This window comes from Kitasatospora sp. NPDC087271, from assembly GCF_044744605.1.
Lineage (GTDB): Bacteria > Actinomycetota > Actinomycetes > Streptomycetales > Streptomycetaceae > Kitasatospora.
Genome location: NZ_JBIUYQ010000033.1, coordinates 21,778 through 44,159 on the forward strand (window position 1 = coordinate 21,778; position 22,382 = coordinate 44,159).

Annotated in this window: 16 protein-coding genes; 5 read left to right on the plus strand and 11 right to left on the minus strand. The window is 75.7% G+C overall.

Translation table 11 applies throughout. The annotated features are described in order from the left end of the window. Positions 1-4: 4 nt before the first annotated feature. Positions 5-1,738 carry a type VII secretion protein EccB gene (locus tag ACIO9K_RS34035; RefSeq protein WP_400335602.1) on the minus strand — a complete coding sequence of 578 codons (1,734 nt, stop codon included), beginning with the start codon at positions 1,736-1,738 and terminating at the stop codon, positions 5-7. A gap of 179 nt (positions 1,739-1,917) precedes the next feature. Between ACIO9K_RS34035 and eccE the strand changes: the two genes are divergently transcribed. The 3 genes from eccE to ACIO9K_RS34050 all read left to right on the plus strand — a co-directional run bounded on the left by eccE (position 1,918) and on the right by ACIO9K_RS34050 (position 6,416). Continuing rightward, entirely contained in the window at positions 1,918-3,348 is a 1,431-nt protein-coding gene (gene eccE / locus ACIO9K_RS34040) for a type VII secretion protein EccE (RefSeq protein ID WP_363624943.1), read from the plus strand. After that, positions 3,348-4,115 (plus strand): hypothetical protein, encoded by a 768-nt coding sequence (locus tag ACIO9K_RS34045; protein ID WP_400335605.1) that lies wholly within the window; start codon positions 3,348-3,350, stop codon positions 4,113-4,115. The genes eccE and ACIO9K_RS34045 overlap by 1 nt, the downstream gene beginning before the upstream one ends. A 129-nt stretch (positions 4,116-4,244) precedes the next feature. After that, complete coding sequence (locus ACIO9K_RS34050; RefSeq protein ID WP_400335607.1) at positions 4,245-6,416, plus strand: MinD/ParA family protein; 2,172 nt, start codon at positions 4,245-4,247, stop codon at positions 6,414-6,416. 55 nt (positions 6,417-6,471) lie between these two features. Here the strand turns inward: ACIO9K_RS34050 and ACIO9K_RS34055 are convergent, their stop codons facing one another. The 10 genes from ACIO9K_RS34055 to rimP all read right to left on the minus strand — a co-directional run bounded on the left by ACIO9K_RS34055 (position 6,472) and on the right by rimP (position 19,941). Beyond that, positions 6,472-7,416 (minus strand): bifunctional riboflavin kinase/FAD synthetase, encoded by a 945-nt coding sequence (locus tag ACIO9K_RS34055; RefSeq protein WP_363586521.1) that lies wholly within the window; start codon positions 7,414-7,416, stop codon positions 6,472-6,474. A gap of 65 nt (positions 7,417-7,481) precedes the next feature. Next, positions 7,482-11,111: a serine protease gene (locus tag ACIO9K_RS34060; RefSeq protein ID WP_400335609.1), complete on the minus strand. Its 3,630-nt coding sequence runs from the start codon at positions 11,109-11,111 to the stop codon at positions 7,482-7,484. Positions 11,112-11,412: 301 nt separating this feature from the next. Beyond that, positions 11,413-12,342 carry a tRNA pseudouridine(55) synthase TruB gene (gene truB, locus ACIO9K_RS34065; protein ID WP_363624951.1) on the minus strand — a complete coding sequence of 310 codons (930 nt, stop codon included), beginning with the start codon at positions 12,340-12,342 and terminating at the stop codon, positions 11,413-11,415. A 34-nt stretch (positions 12,343-12,376) separates the two neighbouring features. Then, positions 12,377-13,480, minus strand: a complete 1,104-nt coding sequence (locus ACIO9K_RS34070; RefSeq protein WP_363586518.1) for a bifunctional oligoribonuclease/PAP phosphatase NrnA — start codon at positions 13,478-13,480, stop codon at positions 12,377-12,379. 2 nt (positions 13,481-13,482) lie between these two features. Further along, positions 13,483-13,923, minus strand: coding sequence for a 30S ribosome-binding factor RbfA (gene rbfA / locus ACIO9K_RS34075; RefSeq protein ID WP_350885658.1), 441 nt, complete (start codon positions 13,921-13,923; stop codon positions 13,483-13,485). 153 nt (positions 13,924-14,076) lie between these two features. Beyond that, positions 14,077-14,373 carry a DUF503 domain-containing protein gene (locus ACIO9K_RS34080; protein ID WP_063347622.1) on the minus strand — a complete coding sequence of 99 codons (297 nt, stop codon included), beginning with the start codon at positions 14,371-14,373 and terminating at the stop codon, positions 14,077-14,079. Positions 14,374-14,540: 167 nt separating this feature from the next. Further along, positions 14,541-17,675, minus strand: coding sequence for a translation initiation factor IF-2 (gene infB / locus ACIO9K_RS34085; protein ID WP_363624953.1), 3,135 nt, complete (start codon positions 17,673-17,675; stop codon positions 14,541-14,543). A gap of 249 nt (positions 17,676-17,924) precedes the next feature. Beyond that, positions 17,925-18,173 carry a YlxR family protein gene (locus tag ACIO9K_RS34090; RefSeq protein WP_063347625.1) on the minus strand — a complete coding sequence of 83 codons (249 nt, stop codon included), beginning with the start codon at positions 18,171-18,173 and terminating at the stop codon, positions 17,925-17,927. A 145-nt stretch (positions 18,174-18,318) separates the two neighbouring features. Next, complete coding sequence (gene nusA, locus ACIO9K_RS34095) at positions 18,319-19,329, minus strand: transcription termination factor NusA (protein ID WP_063347626.1); 1,011 nt, start codon at positions 19,327-19,329, stop codon at positions 18,319-18,321. Positions 19,330-19,386: 57 nt separating this feature from the next. Next, complete coding sequence (rimP, locus tag ACIO9K_RS34100) at positions 19,387-19,941, minus strand: ribosome maturation factor RimP (protein ID WP_350885651.1); 555 nt, start codon at positions 19,939-19,941, stop codon at positions 19,387-19,389. 305 nt (positions 19,942-20,246) lie between these two features. Between rimP and ACIO9K_RS34105 the strand changes: the two genes are divergently transcribed. Together ACIO9K_RS34105 and ACIO9K_RS34110 are read left to right on the plus strand one after the other, a co-directional pair. Then, the gene (locus ACIO9K_RS34105) at positions 20,247-21,365 is read left to right on the plus strand and encodes a DUF4439 domain-containing protein (RefSeq protein ID WP_400335613.1); all 1,119 of its coding nucleotides are present in this window, start codon (positions 20,247-20,249) and stop codon (positions 21,363-21,365) included. A gap of 87 nt (positions 21,366-21,452) precedes the next feature. Beyond that, complete coding sequence (locus tag ACIO9K_RS34110; protein ID WP_363624957.1) at positions 21,453-22,376, plus strand: aminoglycoside phosphotransferase family protein; 924 nt, start codon at positions 21,453-21,455, stop codon at positions 22,374-22,376. The last annotated feature ends 6 nt before the right edge of the window (positions 22,377-22,382 follow it).

Sequence of the window (22,382 nt, forward strand, 5' to 3'; positions counted from 1 at the left end):
TCGATCAGGCGTTCTGCGGCTGGGCGGCGCTCTTCGCCGTCAGCGGCGGGCCGGCCGGGACGAGGTCCGACCACTCGTGCGGCACCGGGAGCGGCTGGAGCTCCTTGTAGCCCAACCGGGCCTGGTTGGCGCCCGATTCGTCCTGCGGCGGCTGCTGGTCCGGCGTGGTGGCGCCCGGCTGCGGGGTGGGCGTCTTCGGGGCGCCGCCCTGGCCCGGCTGCGCGCCCTGGCCCGGCTGTCCGCCCGCACCCGGCTGCGCGCCCTGGCCCGGCTGCGCGCCGGGCGGGGTGGTGGCGCCGCGACCACCGTCGCCGTTGGCCGGCACCGAGTAGCGCAGACCGGTCTCGGTGATCAGGAAGTCGGTGCCGGAGCCGCCCGCCGCGTTGTCCAGCGCGCGGTAGAAGAGGCCGTGCCCGGGCGTCACGTACGCGGCGCCCGCGCCGTTGTTGTACGGCGCCGGGTAGGACGTCCCGGCCCAGACGCTGCGCCGGGGCGTGCGGCCGTCCTCGGCGACGCCGTCGAAGGTGCTGCACACGACCAGGCGCGCGTCCTGCCGGTCCTGCCAGTTGTTGGCCGGCGCACCGGACTTCAGCGGCCAGTCGTCCCCGGTGCTCGGCAGCCGGACGTCGTTGCCGAGCTTGGCGTGGTCGGCCGGGGTCATCTCGTCGCTGCGCGGCCGCTTGTCGCCGTCGTACTTGTAGAGGTCCTGGTAGTCCGGGTTCTGCCGGATCAGCTCCGCCTGGAACGGCGTCACCAGGTAGAGCCGGTCCTTGCCGACCACGTAGTGGCGGTCCTGGTAGTGCACCAGCCGGCCGATCCGGCGGTCGGCCTGGTTGCCCAGCTCCACCGAGGAGTTGGGGTTCGGGCTGTCCGCCACCCCGTCGACCTTCGGGAAGGTGATCGGGCTGCCGGTCACCAGGGTGTCCAGCCACTCGCGCTTGACGCGCTGCGGCACCGCGTTGGGCCCGAAGACCGCGGTGATCAGCGACTTGCGCTCCTTGTCGTCCGCCTGCGGCGAGCCGATGCCGTGCCTGCGGCCCTGCGCGTCGACCAGGAACACCTTCGCGTCACCCGGCCTGGCCGCGGGCTGGCCCGGCGCCGGCTGCGCGGAGACCTGCTGCTCGTCCGCCTGCTGCACCAGCAGCAGCTGGTCCTGGCCGAGCATCCGGTCCTTGCCCGCCAGCGCCGCCGCGTCCGGGCCCGCCGCCACGAACACCGCCTGGTTGACGGTCTCCTGCTTGTCGTCCGAGCCCGGGCGGTCGCAGACCGACCACTTCATCGGCTTGTCCGCGTTGTCCCTCGTCGGCAGCTTGTCCGGCGCGTACGGGATGCCGATCGTCGGGCCGTGGTTGGGGTAGCTGTCGAGCACCCCGTCGTCGACCACCACCACCTTGGCATCGGCCGGCAGCACCAGCCGCGCCGAGGACATGTTGAGCACCTGGTGCAGCCGCTTGGTCCGGCCGTCCGGGTCGGTCAGCACCACGTACCGGGTGGTCGACTTCTTGCCCTGGACGACGTTCTTGCCGTCGTCCCAGTGCAGCGGCGCACTCGGCTTGAACACCCCCCACAACCCGAACCCGGCGACGATCACCGCCCCCGCCAGCACGCTCGGCAGCACCGCCTTCACCGGGCGCGGCGCGTCCTCGTCGCTGCCGCCGCCACCGGGCAGCAGGAACGCCCCCACCGTGCGCTTGCGGGCGAAGGTGTACGCGTTCAGCTCGTCCCGGCGCGATGCCATCCTCGTCGTCCCCCTCGTCAGACACTGTCGGACCGGCCTGCACCGCCCCCCGCACCCGCCGGGCGGGAACCCGTACGAACCCTCTACGATGCGGCAGCAGACGGTGAGTACGGTACGGGTACGGTCCGCGCACCGGCCAGCCGGGCCGCGGCAACTGATCAGAGAGGGTCACCCGGGGGATGCCAAGCCAGACCGCTCCAGGACGCCGCGGACCGGCAACGGGCGGGAGGTCGCGCCGCTCCGGCCGGGCGCAGCGCGGCGGCCCCGCGTCCGGGACCGCGCCCGGGCAGCCACTGCCGCCCGCCGGCGAGAGCAGCGGCCGTGACGAAGGCGGTCGCGGGCCCGTCCTGCTCCGGATCAACCCCCGGCCCGGGCTGCTCGGCGGGCGGCTGAGGCTCCAACAGCTCGTCCTGGTCGAGGTCGCGGCCGCGCTGGCCGCGGTGGGCTGGACGATCAGCCGGCCGGTCGCCGCCGGCTTCGGCGCGGTCTCGCTGGTCCTGGTGGTGCTCGCCGTGATCCCGCTGCGCGGCCGGACCATCCCCGAACTGCTACGGGTGCGCGCCGCCCTCAAGTCCCGCCGCCGGCGGGCCCGCGGCACGCTGCCGCCGGCCGGCACCGACCCGGCGCTGGCCCCCGCCCTGGAACTCGAACCGGCGCTGCGCACCTGCACCCACGCCACCGAGGCCGACCTGGGCGGCCGCCCGGTCCGCCGGGAGACGGGCATGGTCGGCGACGGCACCTTCCTCAGCTCGGTGCTGCTCGTCCAGGCCAAGGACCAGCCGCTGCGCCCGGTGCGCACCGCGCTGCCGCTGCCCCTGGACGTGATCTGCTCGGCGCTCCAGGTCGACGACATCACCCTGGAGTCGGTGCAGCTCGTCCAGCACACCCAGCCGGCCCCGGCCCCGCACCTGCCCGAGCAGTCGCTGGCCGCCCGCGCCTACCGGGAGCTGCCGGACGGCACCGCCACCCCCGGGCTGCGGCTGACCTGGGTGGCGCTCAAGCTCGACCCGGAGCGCGCCGCGGCCGCCGTCCGGGCCCGCGGCGGCGGCGAGGAGGGCGCCCGCAAGGCGCTGCAACGGGTGACCGACCAGCTGGCCGGGCGGCTCAACAGCGCCGGGTTCAACGCGACCGTGCTGGACGAGCGCGAGCTGATCGCCGCGCTGGCCATCTCCACCTGCGCCAACCCGCTCGCGGTGGCCGGGCGCCAGGGCACCGGCAGCGGCGGCGGCACCACCCGCCGCACCCAGGAGGGCAGCCGGTTCTGGCGGATCGACGACCGCTGGCACAGCACCTACTGGATCTCCCGCTGGCCGCAGCTCAGCCGCCCCGGTGGCTCGCCCGGCCGGATCGCCGCGCCCGACCTGGTCAACCTGGTCACCGGCTCCCCCGCGCTGGCCAGCACCTTCAGCCTGACCGCCGGGCGCGGCACCGGCGGCTCGGTGACCGTCAGCGGGCACCTGCGGGTGACCGGGCGCAGCGAGAGCGAGGTGACGCAGGTCGGCCGCCAGGTGGAGGCGCGGGCGCAGGGCGCCGGACTCGGCCTGGTCCGGCTCGACCTTGAGCAGGCCCCCGGGGTGCTCGCCACCCTGCCGCTGGGAGGAGCGTCCTGATGGCGTACCAGACCTATCCGGCCCCCGGCCCGCAGCACGGCGCCGAACGGCCCCGGGCGCGGTCCCGGATCCTGCCCGGCTTCGGGCTGCGCGGCCCGCGCCGGGAGAAGCACGTGCTCGACGCCGCGGACCTCGGGGCGCTGGCCTTCCCGGTCGGCGACGACGGCGTGGTGATCGGCGTCGACCCGCAGGGGCTGCCCGCGGTGCTCGGCCTGTTCCGGCCCAGCGCGTACGACCTGGTGCTGGTCGGCGGCGTGTGGACGGCGCAGGTCATCGCGCTGCGGGCGGCCGCGATCGGCGCCCGGGTCGCGGTGGAGACCGCGCGCGGGCAGCTGTGGGGCCCGCTGGCGCAGGCCGCGGGCGGCGGGCAGCCGTGCGTGACGGTCCACCAGGTCGGCCGACTCGGCCCGCAGGGCGCCTCGGTGGCCTCGCCGGTCCTGGTGGTGCGCGACCTCGGCGCCCGCCCGCCGCGCAGCCGGCTCTCCGCCGCGCCCTGGCAGACCACCCTGACCCTGCTGCCGTACCTGGGCCCGAACGCGGCCCGGGTGCTCAACGCGGCCGACCTGGTGGGCGTGCAGCGGGTCTCCCCGCAGGAGGCGGAGCTGACCGGCCGGGTGCTGTCGCTCCCGTCGGAGGACGTCGCCTCGCTGCCCACCCTCGGCGACGACCTCACGCTGTGGGCCACCCGGATGCGGCGCCAGTACGTGCGGGCCGTGGCCGGGCAGGCCGAGCAGCAGGTTCTCGGCGGTCCGCGCCGGATGGACTGAGCGGCGGCGCCGGGCCCGGGGGGCCGCTCCGGATCCGACGCCGCCTTCAACGGGGGTTGCCGCACGGCCTAGTCTTTGATGCGGCAACGGCACCGCTGAACAAGCGGCGGCGAACACGAGGGAGCCCTAGTGAGCAGCGATCGGGACGGCGTCTACGTCGGCGACAACGCGGCAGAGGACGACGACGACTGGTCCGACGCGCCCGACTACACTCCCCCGTCCTGGTACGTGCAGACGGACGCCTCGGCGGCCCCGGCGGTGCAGGCTCCGACGGCCCCGGCCGTGCAGGCTCCGACGGCGGCGCAGGCTCCGCAGGCCGCCGCTCCGGCGCCGGTGCCCGCCCAGGCTCCGGCCCCGACGCCGGCTCAGGCGCCCGTGCCCGCGCAGCCCGTACCCGCGCAGCCCGTGCCGCCCGCACAACCCGTCCAGGCCGAGGCGCAGCACGTCCCGTTCCCGGCGTCCGCCCCTGCCCAGGCCCCCGCCCCCGCGTTCGAGCAGCCACCGGCCGTCGCCCCGGGCTGGCCGGCGGAGGTCCCGGCGCAGCCGCAGCCCGCCCCGGCCCCGCAGCCGCCGTACCCGGCCCCGGTCTCGGCCGCGCCGTCGGCGCAGCCCGCCCAGCCGGTCCCGCCGCAGACGTACCCGCAGCCGTACCCGCAGACGTCCGCGCAGCACCTGCCCCCGCAGCAGCCGCTGCCGCCGCAGGACGCGCAGTCCGCCGCCGCGTGGGCCGCCCAGCAGGCCGCCGCCCAGCCGCAGCCCGCACAGCCGCAGCAGCCGGCCCCGCAGTCCGCGCCGGTGGATCCGCGCCAGGGCGGCTGGCCGCAGCCCCCCGCCTACCCGCAGTCGGCCCAGCCCCAGCCGCACGAGTACCAGCCGTTGCTGCCGGGCTCGCCGCACGAGCAGTCCGGCGGGGTGCAGCCGTGGCCGCCGCAGAGCGCCGTCGCACCGCCGCCGGTCGCGTTCCCGCATTCCGCCGCCCCGCAGCCGCCCGTGGCGCACGGTGCGCCACTCGGCTACACCGCCGCGGTCGAGCTGTCCTCGGACCGGCTGCTGCGCAGCCAGCCCAAGCAGCAGCGCCAGCAGCCGCGGTTCCAGTTCGGCGGCAAGGCGGCGGCCGCCGAGAAGTCGCGCAAGCTGGAGATCATCCGCACCCCGGTGCTGAGCTGCTACCGGATCGCCGTGATCAGCCTCAAGGGCGGGGTCGGCAAGACCACGACCACCACCGCGCTCGGCGCGACCCTGGCCAGCGAGCGCCAGGACAAGGTGATCGCGATCGACGCCAACCCGGACGCCGGCACCCTGGGCCGCCGGGTCAAGCGCCAGACCGGCGCGACCATCCGCGACCTGGTGACGGCCATCCCGCACCTGCGCAGCTACATGGACATCCGTCAGTTCACCTCGCAGGACCTCAACTCGGGCCTGGAGATCCTGGCGAACGACGTCGACCCGGCGGTCTCGACCACGTTCAACGACTCGGACTACCGCCAGGTCATCGACGTGCTGGGCCGCCAGTACCCGATCGTCCTGACCGACTCCGGCACCGGCCTGCTGTACAGCGCGATGCGCGGGGTGCTGGACCTCGCCGACCAGCTGATCATCGTCTCCACCCCCAGCGTGGACGGCGCCTCCAGTGCCTCGACCACCCTGGACTGGCTCTCCGCGCACGGCTACGCGGACCTGGTGCAGCGCAGCATCACGGTGGTCTCCGGGGTGCGCGAGACCAGCAAGCTGATCAAGGTCGAGGACATCGTCGCGCACTTCCAGACCCGCTGCCGCGGGGTGATCGTGGTGCCGTTCGACGAGAGCCTGGCGGCCGGCGCCGAGGTCAACCTCGACATGATGCGGCCCAAGGTCCGCGAGGCCTACTTCGAGCTAGCCACCCTGGTCGGCGAGGACATCGTCCGGGCCCAGCAGGCCGCCGCCCAGCAGTCCGGGTGGCAGCAGCAGGCGCAGGCCACGCCGTACCCGCCGCAGCCACAACCGCAGCCACAGCCGTATCCGGGTCAGGCCGGTCAGGCCGCTCAGCCCGCCCCCGGGGCGCCGTGGGCGCCGCAGCCCGGCCAGGCCCCGCCGCCGCCCCCCGGCTACGGCTACCCGCAGCAGCCGCCCGCCCCCACGGCCTGGCCGCAGCCGGGCGCCCAGCAGCAGCCGGCCCCGCAGCCGGGCCCGGGCTACGGCTACCCGCCCGCCCAGGGCCAGCCGCCGCAGCCCGCCCCGCCGTCCCCGCCCGCCTCGCCGTCCCCGCCGGACGGCTACCAGCCGCCGCCCGGCTACGGCCACCCGCCGCAGCCCCCGCAGTGACGCCGAAGGGCCCGCCGACCAGGTCGGCGGGCCCTTCCCCGTGCTGCGGCAGTGCTCAGACGCCGTCGGTCAGCTCGCGGGCCTGCTTGACGTCGTCGGCCATCCGGTCGAGCAGCGCGTCGATGGAGTCGAACTTCTCCATCCCGCGCAGGTAGGCCAGGAAGTCCACGGCCACGTGCAGCCCGTACAGGTCCAGTCCGACCCGGTCGATGGCGTACGCCTCGACGGTGCGGGCGGTGCCGTCGAAGGTCGGGTTGGTACCGACCGAGATGGCGGCGGGCATGCGCTCGCCGTCGGCGGTCAGCCAGCCCGCGTACACGCCGTCGGCCGGGATCGCGCTGTGCGGCACGGTCTCGACGTTGGCGGTGGGGTAGCCGAGCTCGCGGCCGCGCTGCGCTCCGCGCACCACCACGCCCTCGACCCGGTGCGGGCGGCCCAGCACCTCGCCGGCGCCGGCCATGTCGCCGGTCTCGACCAGCCGCCGGGTCAGGGTGGAGGAGAACGGCTCGCCGGCCCCGGCGGCGCCGCTCACCTGGAGGTCGACCACCTCGACGTCGAAGCCGGCCGAGCGGCCCAGCTCGGTGAGCAGCGCGACGTCCCCGGCGGCCCGGTGCCCGAAGCGGAAGTTGGGGCCCTCGATGACGGCCCGGGCGTGCAGGGCGTCGACCAGGACCTGCTGGACGAAGGTCTCCGGCGACTCCTGGGACAGCTCCGGGGTGAACGGCAGCACCAGCACCGCGTCCACGCCGAGGCCCGCGATCAGCTCGGCGCGGCGTGCCTGCGGGGCGAGCAGCGGCGGGTGGCTGCCCGGGCGGATGACCTCGCGCGGGTGCGGGTCGAAGGTCACCACCACCGCGGGGAGGCCGAGTTCGCGGGCCCGCTCGACCGCCCGACCGATGATCAGCTGATGCCCGCGGTGCACCCCGTCGAACGAGCCGATGGTGACGACGCTGCGTCCCCAGTCAGCGGGGATCTCCTCCAGGCCACGCCAGCGCTGCACCCTGACCGCTCCTTGTTCCGTACGGCGCGTACCCTCTGTACGCTCAAACGCTCAAACCCGAACCCCTATAGCGTGCCATGCGCCTGCTCCTGCTCCGGCACCGGAATACGGGTTGGGCGCACCGGCGGGTGCGCGGCGCGCCCGGGCACGGTCCGCTCCGCCTCGGCGGCCGCGTACTGCGGGTCGCGGCCGGCCGCCGCCAGGGCCCGCATCCGGGCCAGCCGGGGACCGTCCGGCGCGGTCGGGGCGGCGTCCCGCGGCCACTGGGCGAGCAGCTGCGCGAACGCCGCCGAGCGGCCGGCGCAGCGCACCAGCAGTTCGTCCGCGCCCGGCAGGCCGGGGGTCGCCCGGGCCAGCACCGCGCGGGCCCGGGCCGGGTTCTCGGCCGCGCAGTGCTCGGCCAGCCGCTCCACGGCCGCGGTCAGCACCGCCGGGTCGGTCTCGATGGCGAGCAGGGTGTCCAGCAGTTCGCAGCGCAGCGCGTCCGCCGCCGGGTCGGCCACCGGGACGGACAGCACCTGGGCGAACGGCCGCCGCACGCCCGCCGTCCGGGCGGCCAGCGCGCCGCCGAGCAGCACCCGCAGCTCCAGCCGGGCGGCCGGGCCGCCGGTCGCGGCGCGCTCCAGGCGGCGGCCCAGGTAGTCGACGGCGACCGGGCCGGCCAGGGCCGGGTGCTCGCGCAGCAGCCGGGCGGCCAGTTCGGCGCCCCGCCGGGTGGCCACCGGGGTGCGGGCGTCGGCGAGCACCCGCAGGGTCTCGGCGGCGGCCACGCCGGGGGACGCCAGCCGGTCGGCGAGCGCGGCCAGGACGGGTTCCGGGTCGCTCTCCAGGGCGGGGGCCAGCGCCCTGGGGGTGAGGAAGGCGTCGCCGCCCGCCCGGTGCAGGGACAGCGCGGCGGGGAGGTGCTCGGCCCTGGTCGCCGGGTCGCCGACCAGCAGGGCGAGGGCGGCGCCGTGCAGGCCCGGTTCGTCCTCGCGGGCGAGCAGGGTCAGCGCGGTGAAACGCAGCAGTCCGGCGGCGGCGCCGACGGCGTGCGGGGCGGCGTGCAGGGCGTGCACGGCGGCGGCGACGTGCCGCTCGGGCCGCCCGTCGTGGCTCCAGCGGTCCACCGCCCGGCAGAGCGCGGAGGGCTCCTCGGCGGCGAGCACGGTGAGCAGTGCGTCCGCCCTCGGGTGCGCGGCGTCGGCCAGGGCGTCGGCCAACTCGTCCAGGGCGAGCCGGCGGTGGGCGTGCAGCAGGTCGTGGGCGAGGTCGGCGACGGTGTGTCCGGGGCGGCCGGGCAGGCCGCGCGGATCGTCGAACCAGGCGCAGAGCAGCGGGAACACCGCGACGGGGTCGGCGCGCAGCCGTTCGGCCACCGCGCCGAGGAACGGCTGCCCGGGCCCGTCGGCGGCCACCAGGCGGCGCAGCAGCGCGAGTTCGGTCTCGGCGGGCAGGCCGAGGCCGGTCCAGAACGCCGGGCCGAACGCGCCGAGCCCGTCCGCCGGGAGCGCGTCCAACCCGCCCTCGGCGACCGCCCGTTCGGCGATCCGACCGGCCAACTGGTCGAGCAGCGCCCGGTGTTCGGCCGGATCGGGACTGGCGGCCAGCCCGGCGGCGAGCAGCCGGCCCGCCCACCAGGCCGGTTCGCTACCGGGCGGGCGCAAGTCCAGGGCGCGCCAGAGCCGGTGCAGCCACGGGTCCAGGGCGGGTGCGCCCCAGGTCTCGGCCAGTCGGCGCAGCGCGGCGGCGACCGGGCCGATCCGGTGCCGGGGGACGCCGCGCGGGGAGCCCTCCGCAGGCGCGCCCTCCAGCCCGTTCGCGAGCGAGGAGGGCGTGTCCGCGGCCTCGCCGAGCAGCAGCCCCAGCGCGGCGTCCAGGTCCAGGTGCAGGCCCTGCAGCCAGTCCGCGAACTCCCCGTGCGCGAACCGGAATCCGGGCCCGGCCGGGACGAACAGGCCCTCGGCGAGGACGGCCGTTCCCCAGCCGCCGGCCGCCGGGAACAGCTCCTCGAAGGCGGCCCGGCCCAGGCCGCCCGGCCCGGCGCCGAGCATCCGCCGGGCCGCCTCGTGCACCCGTCCGGCCACCGCGGCCGCCAGCCGCCGCACCCGCCCGTGGGAGGGCCCGGCCGGGCGGGCGGAACTCCGGCGGTGGGCGCCCGGGCGGCGCTGCCGGCCGTCCTCGACCAGCCGCCCGGCCACCCGCAGGCAGCGCAGGTCCAGGTAGGCGGCGAACAGTTCGCCCCGGCGGGCCGGCTCCCCGCGCAGGCCCTCCGCCCACAGCTCGCCGGCCAGCCGGACGGCCAGCGGGTGCCGCACGTCGGCGTCGGCCGGCCAGCCCGGCGGCAGCCCGTAGCGGCGGCGCACCCGCTCGGCCGCCTCGGCGGGGAGCGGGCCGAGCCGGTGCCCCGCGAGGCTGGGGGCGCCCGGGCCGCCGCCGTCCATCCGGACGGTGGGGGCGCTGGCCAGGTCGCCGCCCGGCTCCGGCGGGTCCGGGTACCGGACGTGGCCGGAGCCGCTGCCCCACTTCTCGGCCGCCAGCCGCACCCAGGCCTCCTCGCCGCAGGCGGTCAGCAGCCGCGCCCCGCAGCCGGTCAGCCAGTCCCCCGCGCCGCGCAGCCAGCGCGGGTCCAGCGGCGCCGGGGCCTCCTCGGGGCCGTCCAGGACCACCAGCAGCGGCCGCCCGGCCGCCGCGCACAGCGCCGCCACCGGTTCCGGCGCGGGCGCCGGGATGTCCAGCTCGGCCGCGACGGCGGCCAGCGCCCGTTCCACCGGGGCGGCGAGCGAGCGGTCCTCGGCGCGCAGGTCGGCGCCGCGCAGCCAGAGGGTGGGCAGCGGCCGGGCGCCGCCGGCGCGGCGGGCGGCGAGGGCGGCGAGTTCGGTGGAGCGCCCGCTGCCGGGGGCGCCGACCAGGGCGGTGACGGTGGCCTGCGGCTCGTCCCCGGCCAGTCCGTCGGGCCGGTCGACCCGGTCGGCGGCGAGCCCGGCGACCCGGCCCGGGCCGGCCCCGGCGGCGGCCAGCTGGGCCGCGGTCAGCCGCAGCACGCCGGCCAGGTTGAGCGCGGGCCCGTAGCCGGGCACGGCCGCGCCGTTGCGCGCCAGCAGTTCGGCCAGCGCCGGCGCGACCGCGACCGCGCCGCCGCCGGCCGGCACCGCCGGGAGCGCGCCGCCGTGCTGCGGCCCGCGCAGCGCGGGCACGGCCAGGGCCACCACGGCGCCGCTGCGGGCGTCCAGCACCGGCGAACCGGCCGGCACCGCGACGCCGGCGACCACCGGCGGGTCGAGCAGCAGCACCCCGCCGACCCCGCCGCACCCGGCACCGGCGGCACCGGCGGCACCGAGCAGACCGCAGCGCAGCGCCACCACCCGCCCGTCCTCGCCGGCCAGCGCGGGCAGCAGCACCGCGCGCCCGGCCCCGAGGGCCGCGACGGGCAGCGGCGGCACGGGCAGCCCGCCGACCGCGTCGGTGCGCAGCAGGGCGAGCCCGTGCTCGGGCAGCGGCAGGACGGCGTCCGGGCCGAGCACCCTGGTCTGCCCGCCGGGGGTGTGCAGGACGATCCGGTCCAGGCCGGTGACGCTCTCGTGGGCGGTGAGGACGGTGCCCTGCGGGTCGGCGACGAACCCTAAGCCGTGCAGTCGCCCGTTGAGGTCGCGGATCCGCAGCAGGTACCGCCCCGGATCTCCCGCCACGCCGTCGCCGTCCAGGAATCCCGGCATTCGCACTGCCCTCCCCGCAGGCCGGACGGCCCGGGGGCGGGCTCGTCACGGCGACCTGCTCGCCGCCGGGGAGCCTGCCCGCCCGGGAGGCGGCCCCACCGCGCCTGCGCCGCTCACCACGGGCGTTCACCTCGCGCGCTCCCCCGGGCGGGTGACCCCTCCCTCTCCCTCGCCGGAACGAACCCCCGGACCTCGCCGGAACACCCCCTGAACGAGCGAAGCCCCTCCCGGGACGCCCCCCGAACGAGCGAAACCCCCGCCGGAAGACTCCCGACGGGGGTGACGCGTGCGCTGCGGGGCGTCAGCCGACGAAGACCGCGACCGGCTTCGCCTGCCCGCCCGTCTCCTCGACCAGCGCGAGGAAGCGCCCGTCCGGCCCGAACACCGCGATCGGCCCGTCCACGCCCAGCCCGGGCGCCTTGAGCCGGGCACCGTGCGACAGCTTCTCCGCCGCCGACTCGTCCAGGTCCCAGCGCGGGAAGGCGGCGGCCGCGGCCTCCCCGATCGGCAGCACCTGCAGCCCCGTCGGGGACTCGCCGGTGACCGCGGCCTCCAGCTGCTCCAGGGTGTGCGCCGACTCCACCGAGTACGGCCCGACCCTGGTGCGCCGCAGCGCGGTGAGGTGGCCGCCGACGCCGAGCCCGGCGCCCAGGTCACGGGCCAGCGCCCGGATGTAGGTGCCGGAGGAGCACTCGACGGTCACGTCCAGGTCGATCACCGGCGTGCCGTCCTCGGCGAGCGCCGCGCGCTGCCCGTGCACGGTGAAGGAGTGGATCGTGGTGGGCCGGGCCGCGAGCTCGAAGTCCTCGCCCTCGCGCACCCGCGCGTACGACCGCTTGCCGTCGATCTTGATCGCGCTGACCTTGGAGGGCACCTGCATGATCTCGCCGGTGAGCGCGGCGATCCCGGCGTCGATCGCCTCCCTGGTCACCCCGTCGGCCGGGGCGGACGCGGTGACCTCGCCCTCCCGGTCGTCGGTGACGGTGGTCTGGCCGAGCCGGACGGTCGCCTCGTACGTCTTGGCGGTGAGCATCAGGTGGCCGAGCAGCCGGGTGGCCCGCTCGACGCCGATCACCAGTACGCCGGTGGCCATCGGGTCGAGCGTGCCGGCGTGCCCGACCTTCCGCGTCCCGGCCAGCCATCGCAGCTTGGCGACGACCCCGTGGGAGGTGATGCCCTCGGGCTTGTCGACGATCACCAGGCCGTCCGGGCCGGTGCCTTTGCGCTTCATCAAGTTCTTTCTCTAAAAAGCGGTCAAGAGATGATCAACGTACCGGTCGCAGCGCGCTCCGGAACCGTTCGACCACCGCGGCCACGTCCTCCCGGGCGCTGAACCCGGCCGCGAAGACGTGCCCGCCGCCACCCAGCTCCGCGCAGGCGGCGGCGACGTCCACCGCGCCCTTGGAACGCGAGGAGCCCCGCAGCGTGCCGTCCGGGTCCTGCTTGAGCACCAGCGCCACCTCGGCCTCGGCCGGGCGGCGCAGGATGTCGATCAGCCCCTCGATCTCCTCGACCGTGACGCTGAACAGCACCAGGTCCTGGTACGGCACCCAGGTCCACACCAGGCCCAGCCCGCCGGCCGCGTCCGGCTCGTAGACGGCCCGGTCGAGCGCGCCCGCGAGCACCTTGAGGTAGCCGAAGGAGGAGGTGTCCCACAGCTGCCGGGAGATCAGGTCGTGCCGGATGCCGGTGGCCAGCAGCCGCCCGGCGAGTTCGTGGGTGGCGGGCGTGGTGGCCCGGTACTTGAACGAACCGGTGTCGGTGGCGACGCCGGTGTACAGGCAGGTGGCCAGGTCCTGGTCGAGTTCGACGCCGAGCCGGCGCAGCAGTTCGTCGACCAGGACGGCGGTGGCCGGCGCGGTCGGGTCGATCAGCTGGTGGGTGCCGAAGCCCGGATTGGAGGCGTGGTGGTCGATCACCACCAGCACCGGCGCGGCGAAGGCCTTGCCGTGCAGCAGGCCGAGCCGGCTCTCCGCGGCCACGTCGAAGCAGAGCACCAGCTCGGGGACGTCCGGCACCTCGACGGCCGGCACGATCAGCTCCTGGCCGGGCAGGAAGGCCAACGACTCGGGCACGATCTGCGGGTCGTCGCCGAAGGAGACCCGCACCCGCTTGCCGAGCCCGCGCAGCGCCAGCGCGGCCGCCAGCGAGGAGCCCAGGGCGTCGCCGTCCGGGCAGATGTGGCAGATCAGGTCGATCGAACGGGCCCGCCCGATCTCCGCCACCACCTGCTGCCAGAGCAGCTCGAAACCGCTCTCCTCGGTGCGCGGCCCCGGGAGCGCCACGAGGGCGTCCTCCACCGTGCTGGTGGAAGACGCCCCCGTGGTCGAACCGGCTCGCGAGGCGGCCTTCGCCGGCTCACCCGCCATGACTACTCGTCCTCGTCGTCACGCTCGGCCGCCGGAACCTTGTACGGGTCCGCCTCGCCGGCGTAGGTCGCGCCCGCGGCGGTGGTGCGCACCGCCGCGTCGATGGCCTTGGCCCGGTCGAGCAGGTCGTCGATGTTCCGGGCGTTGTCCGGCAGCGCGTCCGCGACGAAGGTCAGCGTCGGGGTGAAGCGCACCCCGATCTTGCCGACCTCGGAGCGGATCACGCCCTTGGCGCTCTCCAGCGCGGCGGCCGTGGCCTCGCGCTCGGTCTCGTCGCCGAAGACGGTGTAGAAGACGGTGGCCTCGCGCAGGTCCCCGGTCACCCGGGTGTCGGTGATGGTCACGAACCCCAGTCGCGGGTCCTTGATCCGCCGCTCCAGGGTCTGGGCGACGACCACCTGGATGCGGTCGGCGAGCTTGCGCGCCCTTGCGGTGTCGGTCACGTTGCCTCCTCGTGCAGTGGGTCCGGCATTCGGGTGAGCTACGCACCCTTCGGGGCCCACGCCCCAAAGTACCGGCCCGCGCCCGGCCTTGCGGGCGCTCTGGGTCCTGATCCGTGTGAGAACGGCGACTTCCGCCGATCGTCTCCACGGCTCTCATTCGTCGTCGTCGTTGTGGTACCTCCTCCTCGCGGAGAGGAGCTGCACCTCGGGGCGGCCGGCGACCAACCGCTCACAGCTGTCCAGGATCTCGGTGACGTACCCGGCATCGCCGGCCACCACCGCGAGGCCGATCTCGGCCCTGCGGTGCAGATCCTGGTTCCCGGTCTCGGCAGCGCACACGCTGTACTTGCGCTGCAGTTCGGCCACGATGGGCCGCACGATCGAACGCTTCTCCTTGAGCGAGTGGACGTCGCCCAACAGCAGGTCGAAGGTGAGTGTTCCCACGAACATGTATGACAGGTCTCGCCGACCTGGAAGGCCTCGGGGGGCAGCCCTGAACCGGGCTGCCGGTGCTACGTCTGAACGCTGCTGCATCTCGACTACCCCGGACCCTACACAGCGAGACCGGGGCCGGTCGACGGAAATACCACCCGTCGACCGGCCCCGGCTTTCACCGACTACGAACGCGGCTTCTCGCGCATCTCGTAGGTCTCGATGATGTCCTCGACCTTGATGTCGTTGAACGACCCCAGGGTGACACCGGCCTCGAAGCCCTCGCGGACCTCGGTCGCGTCGTCCTTGAAGCGGCGCAGACCCTCGATGGTGAGGCTCTCCGCCACGACCTTGCCGTCGCGGATGAGGCGGGCCTTGGCGTTGCGGCGCAGCAGGCCCTCGCGGACGATGACACCCGCGATGTTGCCGAACTTGGAGGAGCGGAACACCTCGCGGATCTCCGCGGAGCCGAGGCGCACCTCCTCGTACTCGGGCTTGAGCATGCCCTTGAGGGCGTTCTCGATCTCCTCGATCGCCTGGTAGATGACCGAGTAGTACCGGACGTCCACGCCTTCCTTGTCGGCCGCGGTACGCGCACGGCCTTCGGCGCGCACGTTGAAGCCGATGATGATGGCGTCCGAACCCATCGCCAGGTTGACGTCGGACTCGGTGATCGCACCCACACCGCGGTGCAGGATGCGGAGCTCGACCTCCTCGCCCACGTCCAGCTTGACGAGGGCGTCCTCGAGGGCCTCGACCGAACCGGAGACGTCACCCTTGATGATGAGGTTGAGCTGCTCGATCTCGCCGGCGGCGATGGCCTTGTCCAGGTCCTCCAGGGACACCCGGACCCGACGCTGCGCGAAGGCGGCGTTGCGGTCGCGGGCCGAGCGCTTCTCGGCGATCTGACGGGCGGTGCGGTCCTCGTCGACGACGATGAAGCTGTCGCCGGCGCGGGGCACCGAGGTCAGACCGAGCAGCAGCACCGGGCGGGACGGGCCGGCCTCGGCGAGGCTGTTGCCGTTCTCGTCCAGCATCGCGCGGACGCGGCCGTAGGCGTCGCCGACCACGATCGAGTCGCCGACGCGGAGGGTACCGCGCTGCACGAGCACGGTCGCCATGGCGCCGCGGCCCTTGTCGAGGTGGGCCTCGATGGCGATACCCTGCGCGTCCTGCTCGGGGTTGGCCCGCAGGTCGAGCGAGGCGTCCGCGGTGAGGACCACGGCCTCCAGCAGCTGCTCGATGTTGAGGCCCTGGCGCGCGGAGATGTCGACGAACATGGTGTCGCCGCCGTACTCCTCCGCCACCAGACCGAACTCGGTCAGCTGACCGCGGACCTTGGTCGGGTCGGCGCCCTCGACGTCGATCTTGTTGACGGCGACCACGATCGGCACACCCGCGGCCTTGGCGTGGTTCAGCGCCTCGACCGTCTGCGGCATGACACCGTCGTTGGCCGCGACCACCAGGATCGCGATGTCGGTGGACTTGGCACCACGGGCACGCATGGCGGAGAACGCCTCGTGACCCGGGGTGTCGAGGAAGGTGATCGGGCGCTGCTCGCCGTTCACCTCGGTGACGACCTGGTAGGCACCGATGTGCTGGGTGATGCCACCGGCCTCGCCGGCCACCACGTTGGACTTGCGGATGGCGTCCAGCAGGCGGGTCTTACCGTGGTCGACGTGACCCATGACGGTGACGACCGGCGGGCGCGGGGCCAGCTGGTCCTCGTCGCCCTCGTTCGCACCGAAGTCGATGTCGAACGACTCCAGCAGCTCGCGGTCCTCGTCGTCGCGGCTGACGATCTCCAGGATGAAGCCCATCTCGCCGGCCAGCAGCTCGAGGGTCGCGTCGGAGACCGACTGTGTCGCGGTGACCATCTCACCGAGGTTGAACATGACGGAGACGAGCGCGGCCGGGTTGGCGTTGATCTTCTCCGCGAAGTCCATCAGCGAGGCGCCGCTCGACAGGCGAACGGTCTGGCCGTTGCCGCGAGGCAGCATCACACCGCCGACGGACGGGGCCTGCATGGCCTCGTACTCCTGGCGCTTCGCCCGCTTCGACTTGCGGCCACGCGCCGGGCGACCGCCCGGGCCACGACCGAAGGCGCCCTGCGTGCCACCACGGGCACCCGGGCCGCCGGGACGACCACCGAAACCACCGGGACGCGGACCGAAGCCGCCGCCACCACCGGGGGCACCGCCACCGGGACGCGGACCGCCGAAGCCGCCGCCACCGGCCGGACGCGAGCCCGGACCGGCCGGACGACCCTGGAAGCCCGGACGAGCGCCACCGGCACCCGGACCACCCGGACGGCCACCGGGGCCACCGGGGCCACGGCCGCCGGGGCCCGGACGCGGGCCCGGAGCCGGACGCTGCGGCATCATGCCCGGGTTCGGGCGCGGCATGCCGGACGGGGACGGGGCGCCGGGGCGCGGACCGGCCGGACGCGGCATGCCGTCGGGACGCGGACGGTCGCCACCGGGACGCGGGGCGCCACGGTCGGCGCCGGGAGCACCGGCGGGACGCGGACGGTCGCCACCGGGACGCGGGGCGCCACGGTCGGCACCGGGAGCACCGGCGGGACGCGGACGGTCGCCACCCGGACGCGGACGGTCGCCACCCGGGGCGCCCTGACCGGCCGGACGCGCACCCGGCGCGCCCTGACGGCGGTCGCCGGGGCGGGCCATACCGGTCGCGCTGCCCGAGGTGAACGGGTTGTTGCCCGGACGCGGACCGGCCGGACGCGGACCCGGACGGGCACCGCCGGCGGCGGGACCGGCCGGACGCGAGGCCTGCGGGGCCTGCGGAGCCTGCGAGGCCTGCGGAGCCTGACGCGGGGTGTCACCGGCCGGAGCCGGCGAGGAGAACTCGGCCGCGGGCGCGGCCGGGGCCGCCGGAGCGGCGGGACGCGCCGCCGGGCGCGGGCCCGGGGTCGGGCCACCCGCCGGCTTCGCGGCGGCGGGGGCCGCCGGGGCGGCGGGCGCGGCCTGGGCCGCAGGGGCCGCGGCCGGGGTGGGACGGGGACCAGGGGTCGCGCTGGGGCGCGGACCCGGGGTCGGAGCACCCGGCTTGGGTGCACCCGCGGCGGCGGAGCCACCCGCGGGCTGGGGCGCCGCGCTCTTGCGCGGGCCCGGCTTGGCAGCGGAACCACCACCGGTGGGGGCCACACCAAGCGCGTCAGTCAGCTTACGTACGACCGGCGCCTCAATCGTCGAGGACGCCGAACGGACGAACTCACCGAGCTCGGTGAGCTTGGCCATGACGGCCTTGCTCTCCAAGCCAAGTTCCTTGGCGAGTTCATAAACCCGGACCTTAGCCACTTCACTCCTGTCTATGAGTCCGGGGTGTCTCGTCCGCCGGACCGTCGCTACTTCATGGGCGTACCCATCGCGTACTCATCGCGTACTCATCGAGAGCTCATCGCAATCTCGACCTACTTCCACATCGCGAGGTACCTGACTGGTGGCACGGCACGCGGCTGCCCGCGAACCGTGCTTGTTGCGGTGGTTCTCCCGCCGCACTGAGCGGCGGCCGTTGCGGGCGTCGCCCCACCGGGCGGCCTGAGGGACTCAGGGCGCCGGGGTGTCGACGGTCCGCTCCCCGATGAACTCGCGGAGCCGCTCCGTGTCGAGCGTCCCCTGGAGGCGGAAGGCCCGGGGAAACGCCCGACGGCGGACCGCGAGGTCGAGGCAGGCCGGATCGGGGTGCAGGTGAGCGCCCCGGCCCGGCAGTGCGCCACGGGGGTCGGGGACGCAGACGCCCTCGACCGCCGTGACACGCAACAGCTGGTGCTTGGCCGCTCGCTTGCGGCAGCCCACGCAGGTGCGTTCCGGGCGTGCTCGGACGTGCGTCCGGCCAGACGAAGGCAAGTCTACCCCTCCGAAGGGACATGGCGCCGCCCCGCCGATCCCGGGCGGAACGGCGGGGGGCTTTGACGGGGCGAACGGCCGGTCAGCGCCGCGCTCAGCGGTCGGTGTCCCGACCGCCGTCCTCGGGCTGGCCCTCGGTGTCCGGCCGGATGTCGATCCGCCAGCCGGTGAGGCGGGCGGCGAGGCGGGCGTTCTGCCCCTCCTTGCCGATCGCCAGCGACAGCTGGTAGTCCGGCACGATCACCCGGGCGGAACGCTGGGCCAGGTCGACGATCTCCACGCTGGTCACCCGTGCGGGGGACAGCGCCGCGGCGACCATCTCCCGGGGGTCCTCCGACCAGTCGACGATGTCGATCTTCTCGCCGTGCAGCTCGCCCATCACCGCGCGCACCCGGCTGCCCATCGGGCCGATGCAGGCGCCCTTGGCGTTCAGCCCGGCCCGGCGCGACCAGACCGCGATCTTGGTGCGGTGGCCGGCCTCACGGGCGATCGCGGCGATCTCCACGCTGCCGTCCGCGATCTCCGGGACCTCCAGCGCGAACAGCTTCTTCACCAGGCTCGGGTGCGTCCGCGACAGCGTCACCGAGGCCCCGCGCACACCGCGGCGCACCGCCACGACGTAGCACTTCAGCCGGGTGCCGTGCCGGTAGTCCTCGCCCGGGACCTGCTCCTGCGGCGGCAGGATGGCCTCCAGCTTGCCGATGTCGACCAGCACGTTCTTCGGGTCGTTGCCCTGCTGGACGACACCGGTGACGATGTCGCCCTCCTTGCCCGCGTACTCGCCGAAGGTCTGGTCGTCGGCGGCGTCGCGCAGGCGCTGCATCATCACCTGGATGCCGATGCTGGACGCGATCCGGCCGAAGCCGTTCGGGGTGTCGTCGAACTCCTTGGGCTCGACGCCCTCGTCCAGCTCGGCCGGGTCCTCCGTCGCCCACACGGTGACGTGGCCGGACTTGCGGTCCAGGTGCACCCGGGCGCGGCGGCGCGAGCCCTCGGTGCGGTGGTACGCGGTGAGGAGGGCGGACTCGATGGACTCGACCAGCAGGTCGAAGGGGATGTTCTTCTCGTTGACCAGCGTGCGCAGGGCACTCATGTCGATGTCCACGGCTACGCCTCCTCGTCTTTCTTCGTCACGTTCGTCATGGTCCGGGCGGTGCGCAGGTCACAGCGCACCGTCGTCCCCCTCCTCGGAGGCGTCGTCGTCCGCGTAGTCCGCGGCCTCGTCGAGGAGCTTGTCGTCCTTGCGGTTGAACTCGACCTGCACGCGCGCCCGATCCACCTCGGCGTACGCCAGCCGGCGCTCCTTCGGACGGCCGCGGCCCTTCACCGGCTGCACCTCGACCAGCGCGCCGTCCTCGTCCGCCTCCAGCACCCGGGCGACGATCTCCCCGCCGTCGACCAGGTGGATCTTGGCCAGTCGGCCCTCCGCGCGACGCCAGTGCCGGGGCAGGTCCAGCGAACGCTCAGCGCCCGGCGAACCGACCTCCAGCAGGTAGGGCTCGTCGCCCATCAGGTCCGACTCGTCCAGAGCCTCACCGACCACCCGGCTGAACTCGGCGATGGCGTCCATGTCCACGCCGCCGTCGGTGTCGACGTCGATCTGCACCTGGCGGCGGCTGCCGGCCTTGGTGACCTTGACGTCCTCCAGGTCCAGACCGGCCTGCACGGCCAGCGGCTCCAGCAACGCGCGCAGCCGGTCGGTGTGGGTGGTGCTCATCCGGGTGGACTCCTCGGCCGCGTCTGCTGTTGTCAGAAGGTCGCTCCGCACCCTCCGGCGCCGGTCCGGCGCACACCGGGTCACGGCAGCTCGGCCCAAAGCCTAGCCGGTGAAGCCGCGAACCACCGATTCCGGACCACCCCCGACCGGGCGCACGCCACCCACTGCGAGCAAGCTCACACCCGCTCCCGGGGCGCCCCTGGATCCGAATCCCCGCCCGGAATCGTGGGGATTCTGTAATCATTCACGCCTACGAAGGGCAGGCGGGGAGGCCGCCCTCCCGCACACGCCCCGGAGTGACACCCATGCAGCCGCCCAGCCGACGGACGTTCCTGGCTCTCGGGCTGCTCGCCCTCACCGCCCTCACCGCCTGCACCGGCTCCCACGGCGGCAACGACACCACGCCCGGCAACCGCGGCCCGCTGCCGAACCCGGACGAACCGGTCATCCTGCGCTCGATCGCCGCCACCGACACGCTGCTGGCCGGCTACGACGCGCTGCTCGCCGGCCCGGGCGGCGCCCAGGCCGCCGTGCTGCAGCCGCTCCGGGCCGAGGTGGCCCAGCACCGCGCCGCCCTCGCCTACGGGCTGCCGGCCGCCTCCATCCCCCCGGCGTCCCCGGCCACGTCCTCGGCCGGCCCGGGCGGGACACCGAGCGCACCGCCGAGCGGGACGGCGAGCGGGACGGCGAGCGGGACGGCGAGCGGGGCGCCGGTCGGCACCCCCGCCGCGCTCGCCGCACTCGAACGGCAGACCGCCCAGGCCCGCCTCACCGACCTGGCCGCAGCCCGGCCACCGCTGGCCCGGCTGCTCGCCTCGGTCGCCGCCTCCGACGTGCTGCACGCCGTCGCCCTCGGCGACACCACCCCGCCGGTCGCCCCGCCCCCTGCCGCCACCACCCCCACCGAGGCGCCGACCGCGCCCCCGAGCGACCAGCCCACCGCTTCCCCCTCCGCCGGCCCGTCGGCCGACCCCGCCGCCGCCGCGGCGGTGACCGCCCTCCAGGGCGCCCTCGGCGCCGAACACGCCGCCGTCTACGGCTACGGCGTGGTCGGCGCCCGGCTCCCCGAGGACCAGCAGCGCACCGACGCCCGCACCGCCTACGCCGCCCACGAGGCCCGGCGGGACGCCTGGCAGCGGCTGATCGGCTCCCTCGGCGCCACCCCGGCCGCCGCCGCCGGCGGCTACCAGCTCCCGTTCGCCGTCACCGACGCGGCCGGCGCCACCAAGCTCGCCGCCCACCTCGAAACCCGGCTCACCACCGTCTACGCCGACCTGGTCGCCGCCGTCCCCGGCCCCCAACGGGGCACCGCCGCCGACGCCCTGCGCGACAGCGCCCTGCGCGCCCACCGCTGGGGCGCGGCCGACCCCGCCTTCCCCGGCATTCCCGAGCCCCTCCCCACCCCCACGGCCGCCACTCCCTAGGGCCCGCAGCGCTGACCTGCGGTTTCCCGTTCATGGCCGACAATGGACGGGTAACACCAACGGGGGAGCGTCAACCGGAAGGCCGGCATGTCGGGAGCAGCACCGCAGATCACCGTCCCCGCCTGGCTGGCGCGCGGCGTCGCGGCGAGCGAGGGCGAACCGGGCCGGCAGTGGCTGGCCGGACTGCCCGCGCGGGTGGCCGCCCACCTGGCGCGCTGGGACCTCACCCTGGAGCGGGTGCTCGATCCCGGCGGCAGCCTGAGCCTGGTCGCCTACGTCCACCGCGACGACCTCTCCCCCGCCGTCCTCAAGACCGGCCTGCGGACCCCCGAGACCGCGCTGGAGCACGCGGCGCTCGCCCACTGGGCCGGGCGCGGGGCCGTCCTGCTGCTGGACGCCGACCCCGCCGAGGGCGTCCAACTGCTGGAGCGGCTGCACGGGGACATCCCGCTGCGCTCGCTCGCCGAGGCGAAGGCGATGCTGGAGGCGACCAGCCTGCTGCACCGGCTCTGGAGCACCCTGCCCGAGGACCACCCGTTCCCGACCCTCGCGGCCCGGACCGCCGACACCGCGGAACGGCTGCGCGGGCACCGCGCCCTGCCCGGCGCCGCCGAGGCCGAGCCGCTGATCGCCGAGGCGCTGGACACCGCCGACGGCCTGGCCGGCTCCGCCGCCGAGACCTTCCTGCTCCACGGGGACTTCCACCACGGCAACGTGCTCGCCGCCGACCGGGCGCCCTGGCTGGCGATCGACCCGCGCCCGCTGGCCGGCGAGCGCGCCTTCGACCTGGCCCGGCTGGCGCTGGACCGGGCGGACACCCTGGTCGGCTCCCCCGGCGTGGCCGCGGCCGTCCGCCGCCGGCTGCACCAGCTCGCGGACGCGCTGGAGGTGGACCGGGAACGGCTGCGCGGCTGGACGCTGTTCCGGGCCGTCGACCTCGCCCTGCGGGCCCTGGCGGCCGGCCGCCGGGAGGACGCCGAGCTCTACCTGGAGTTCGCCGGGGCGCTGTAGGGCGAG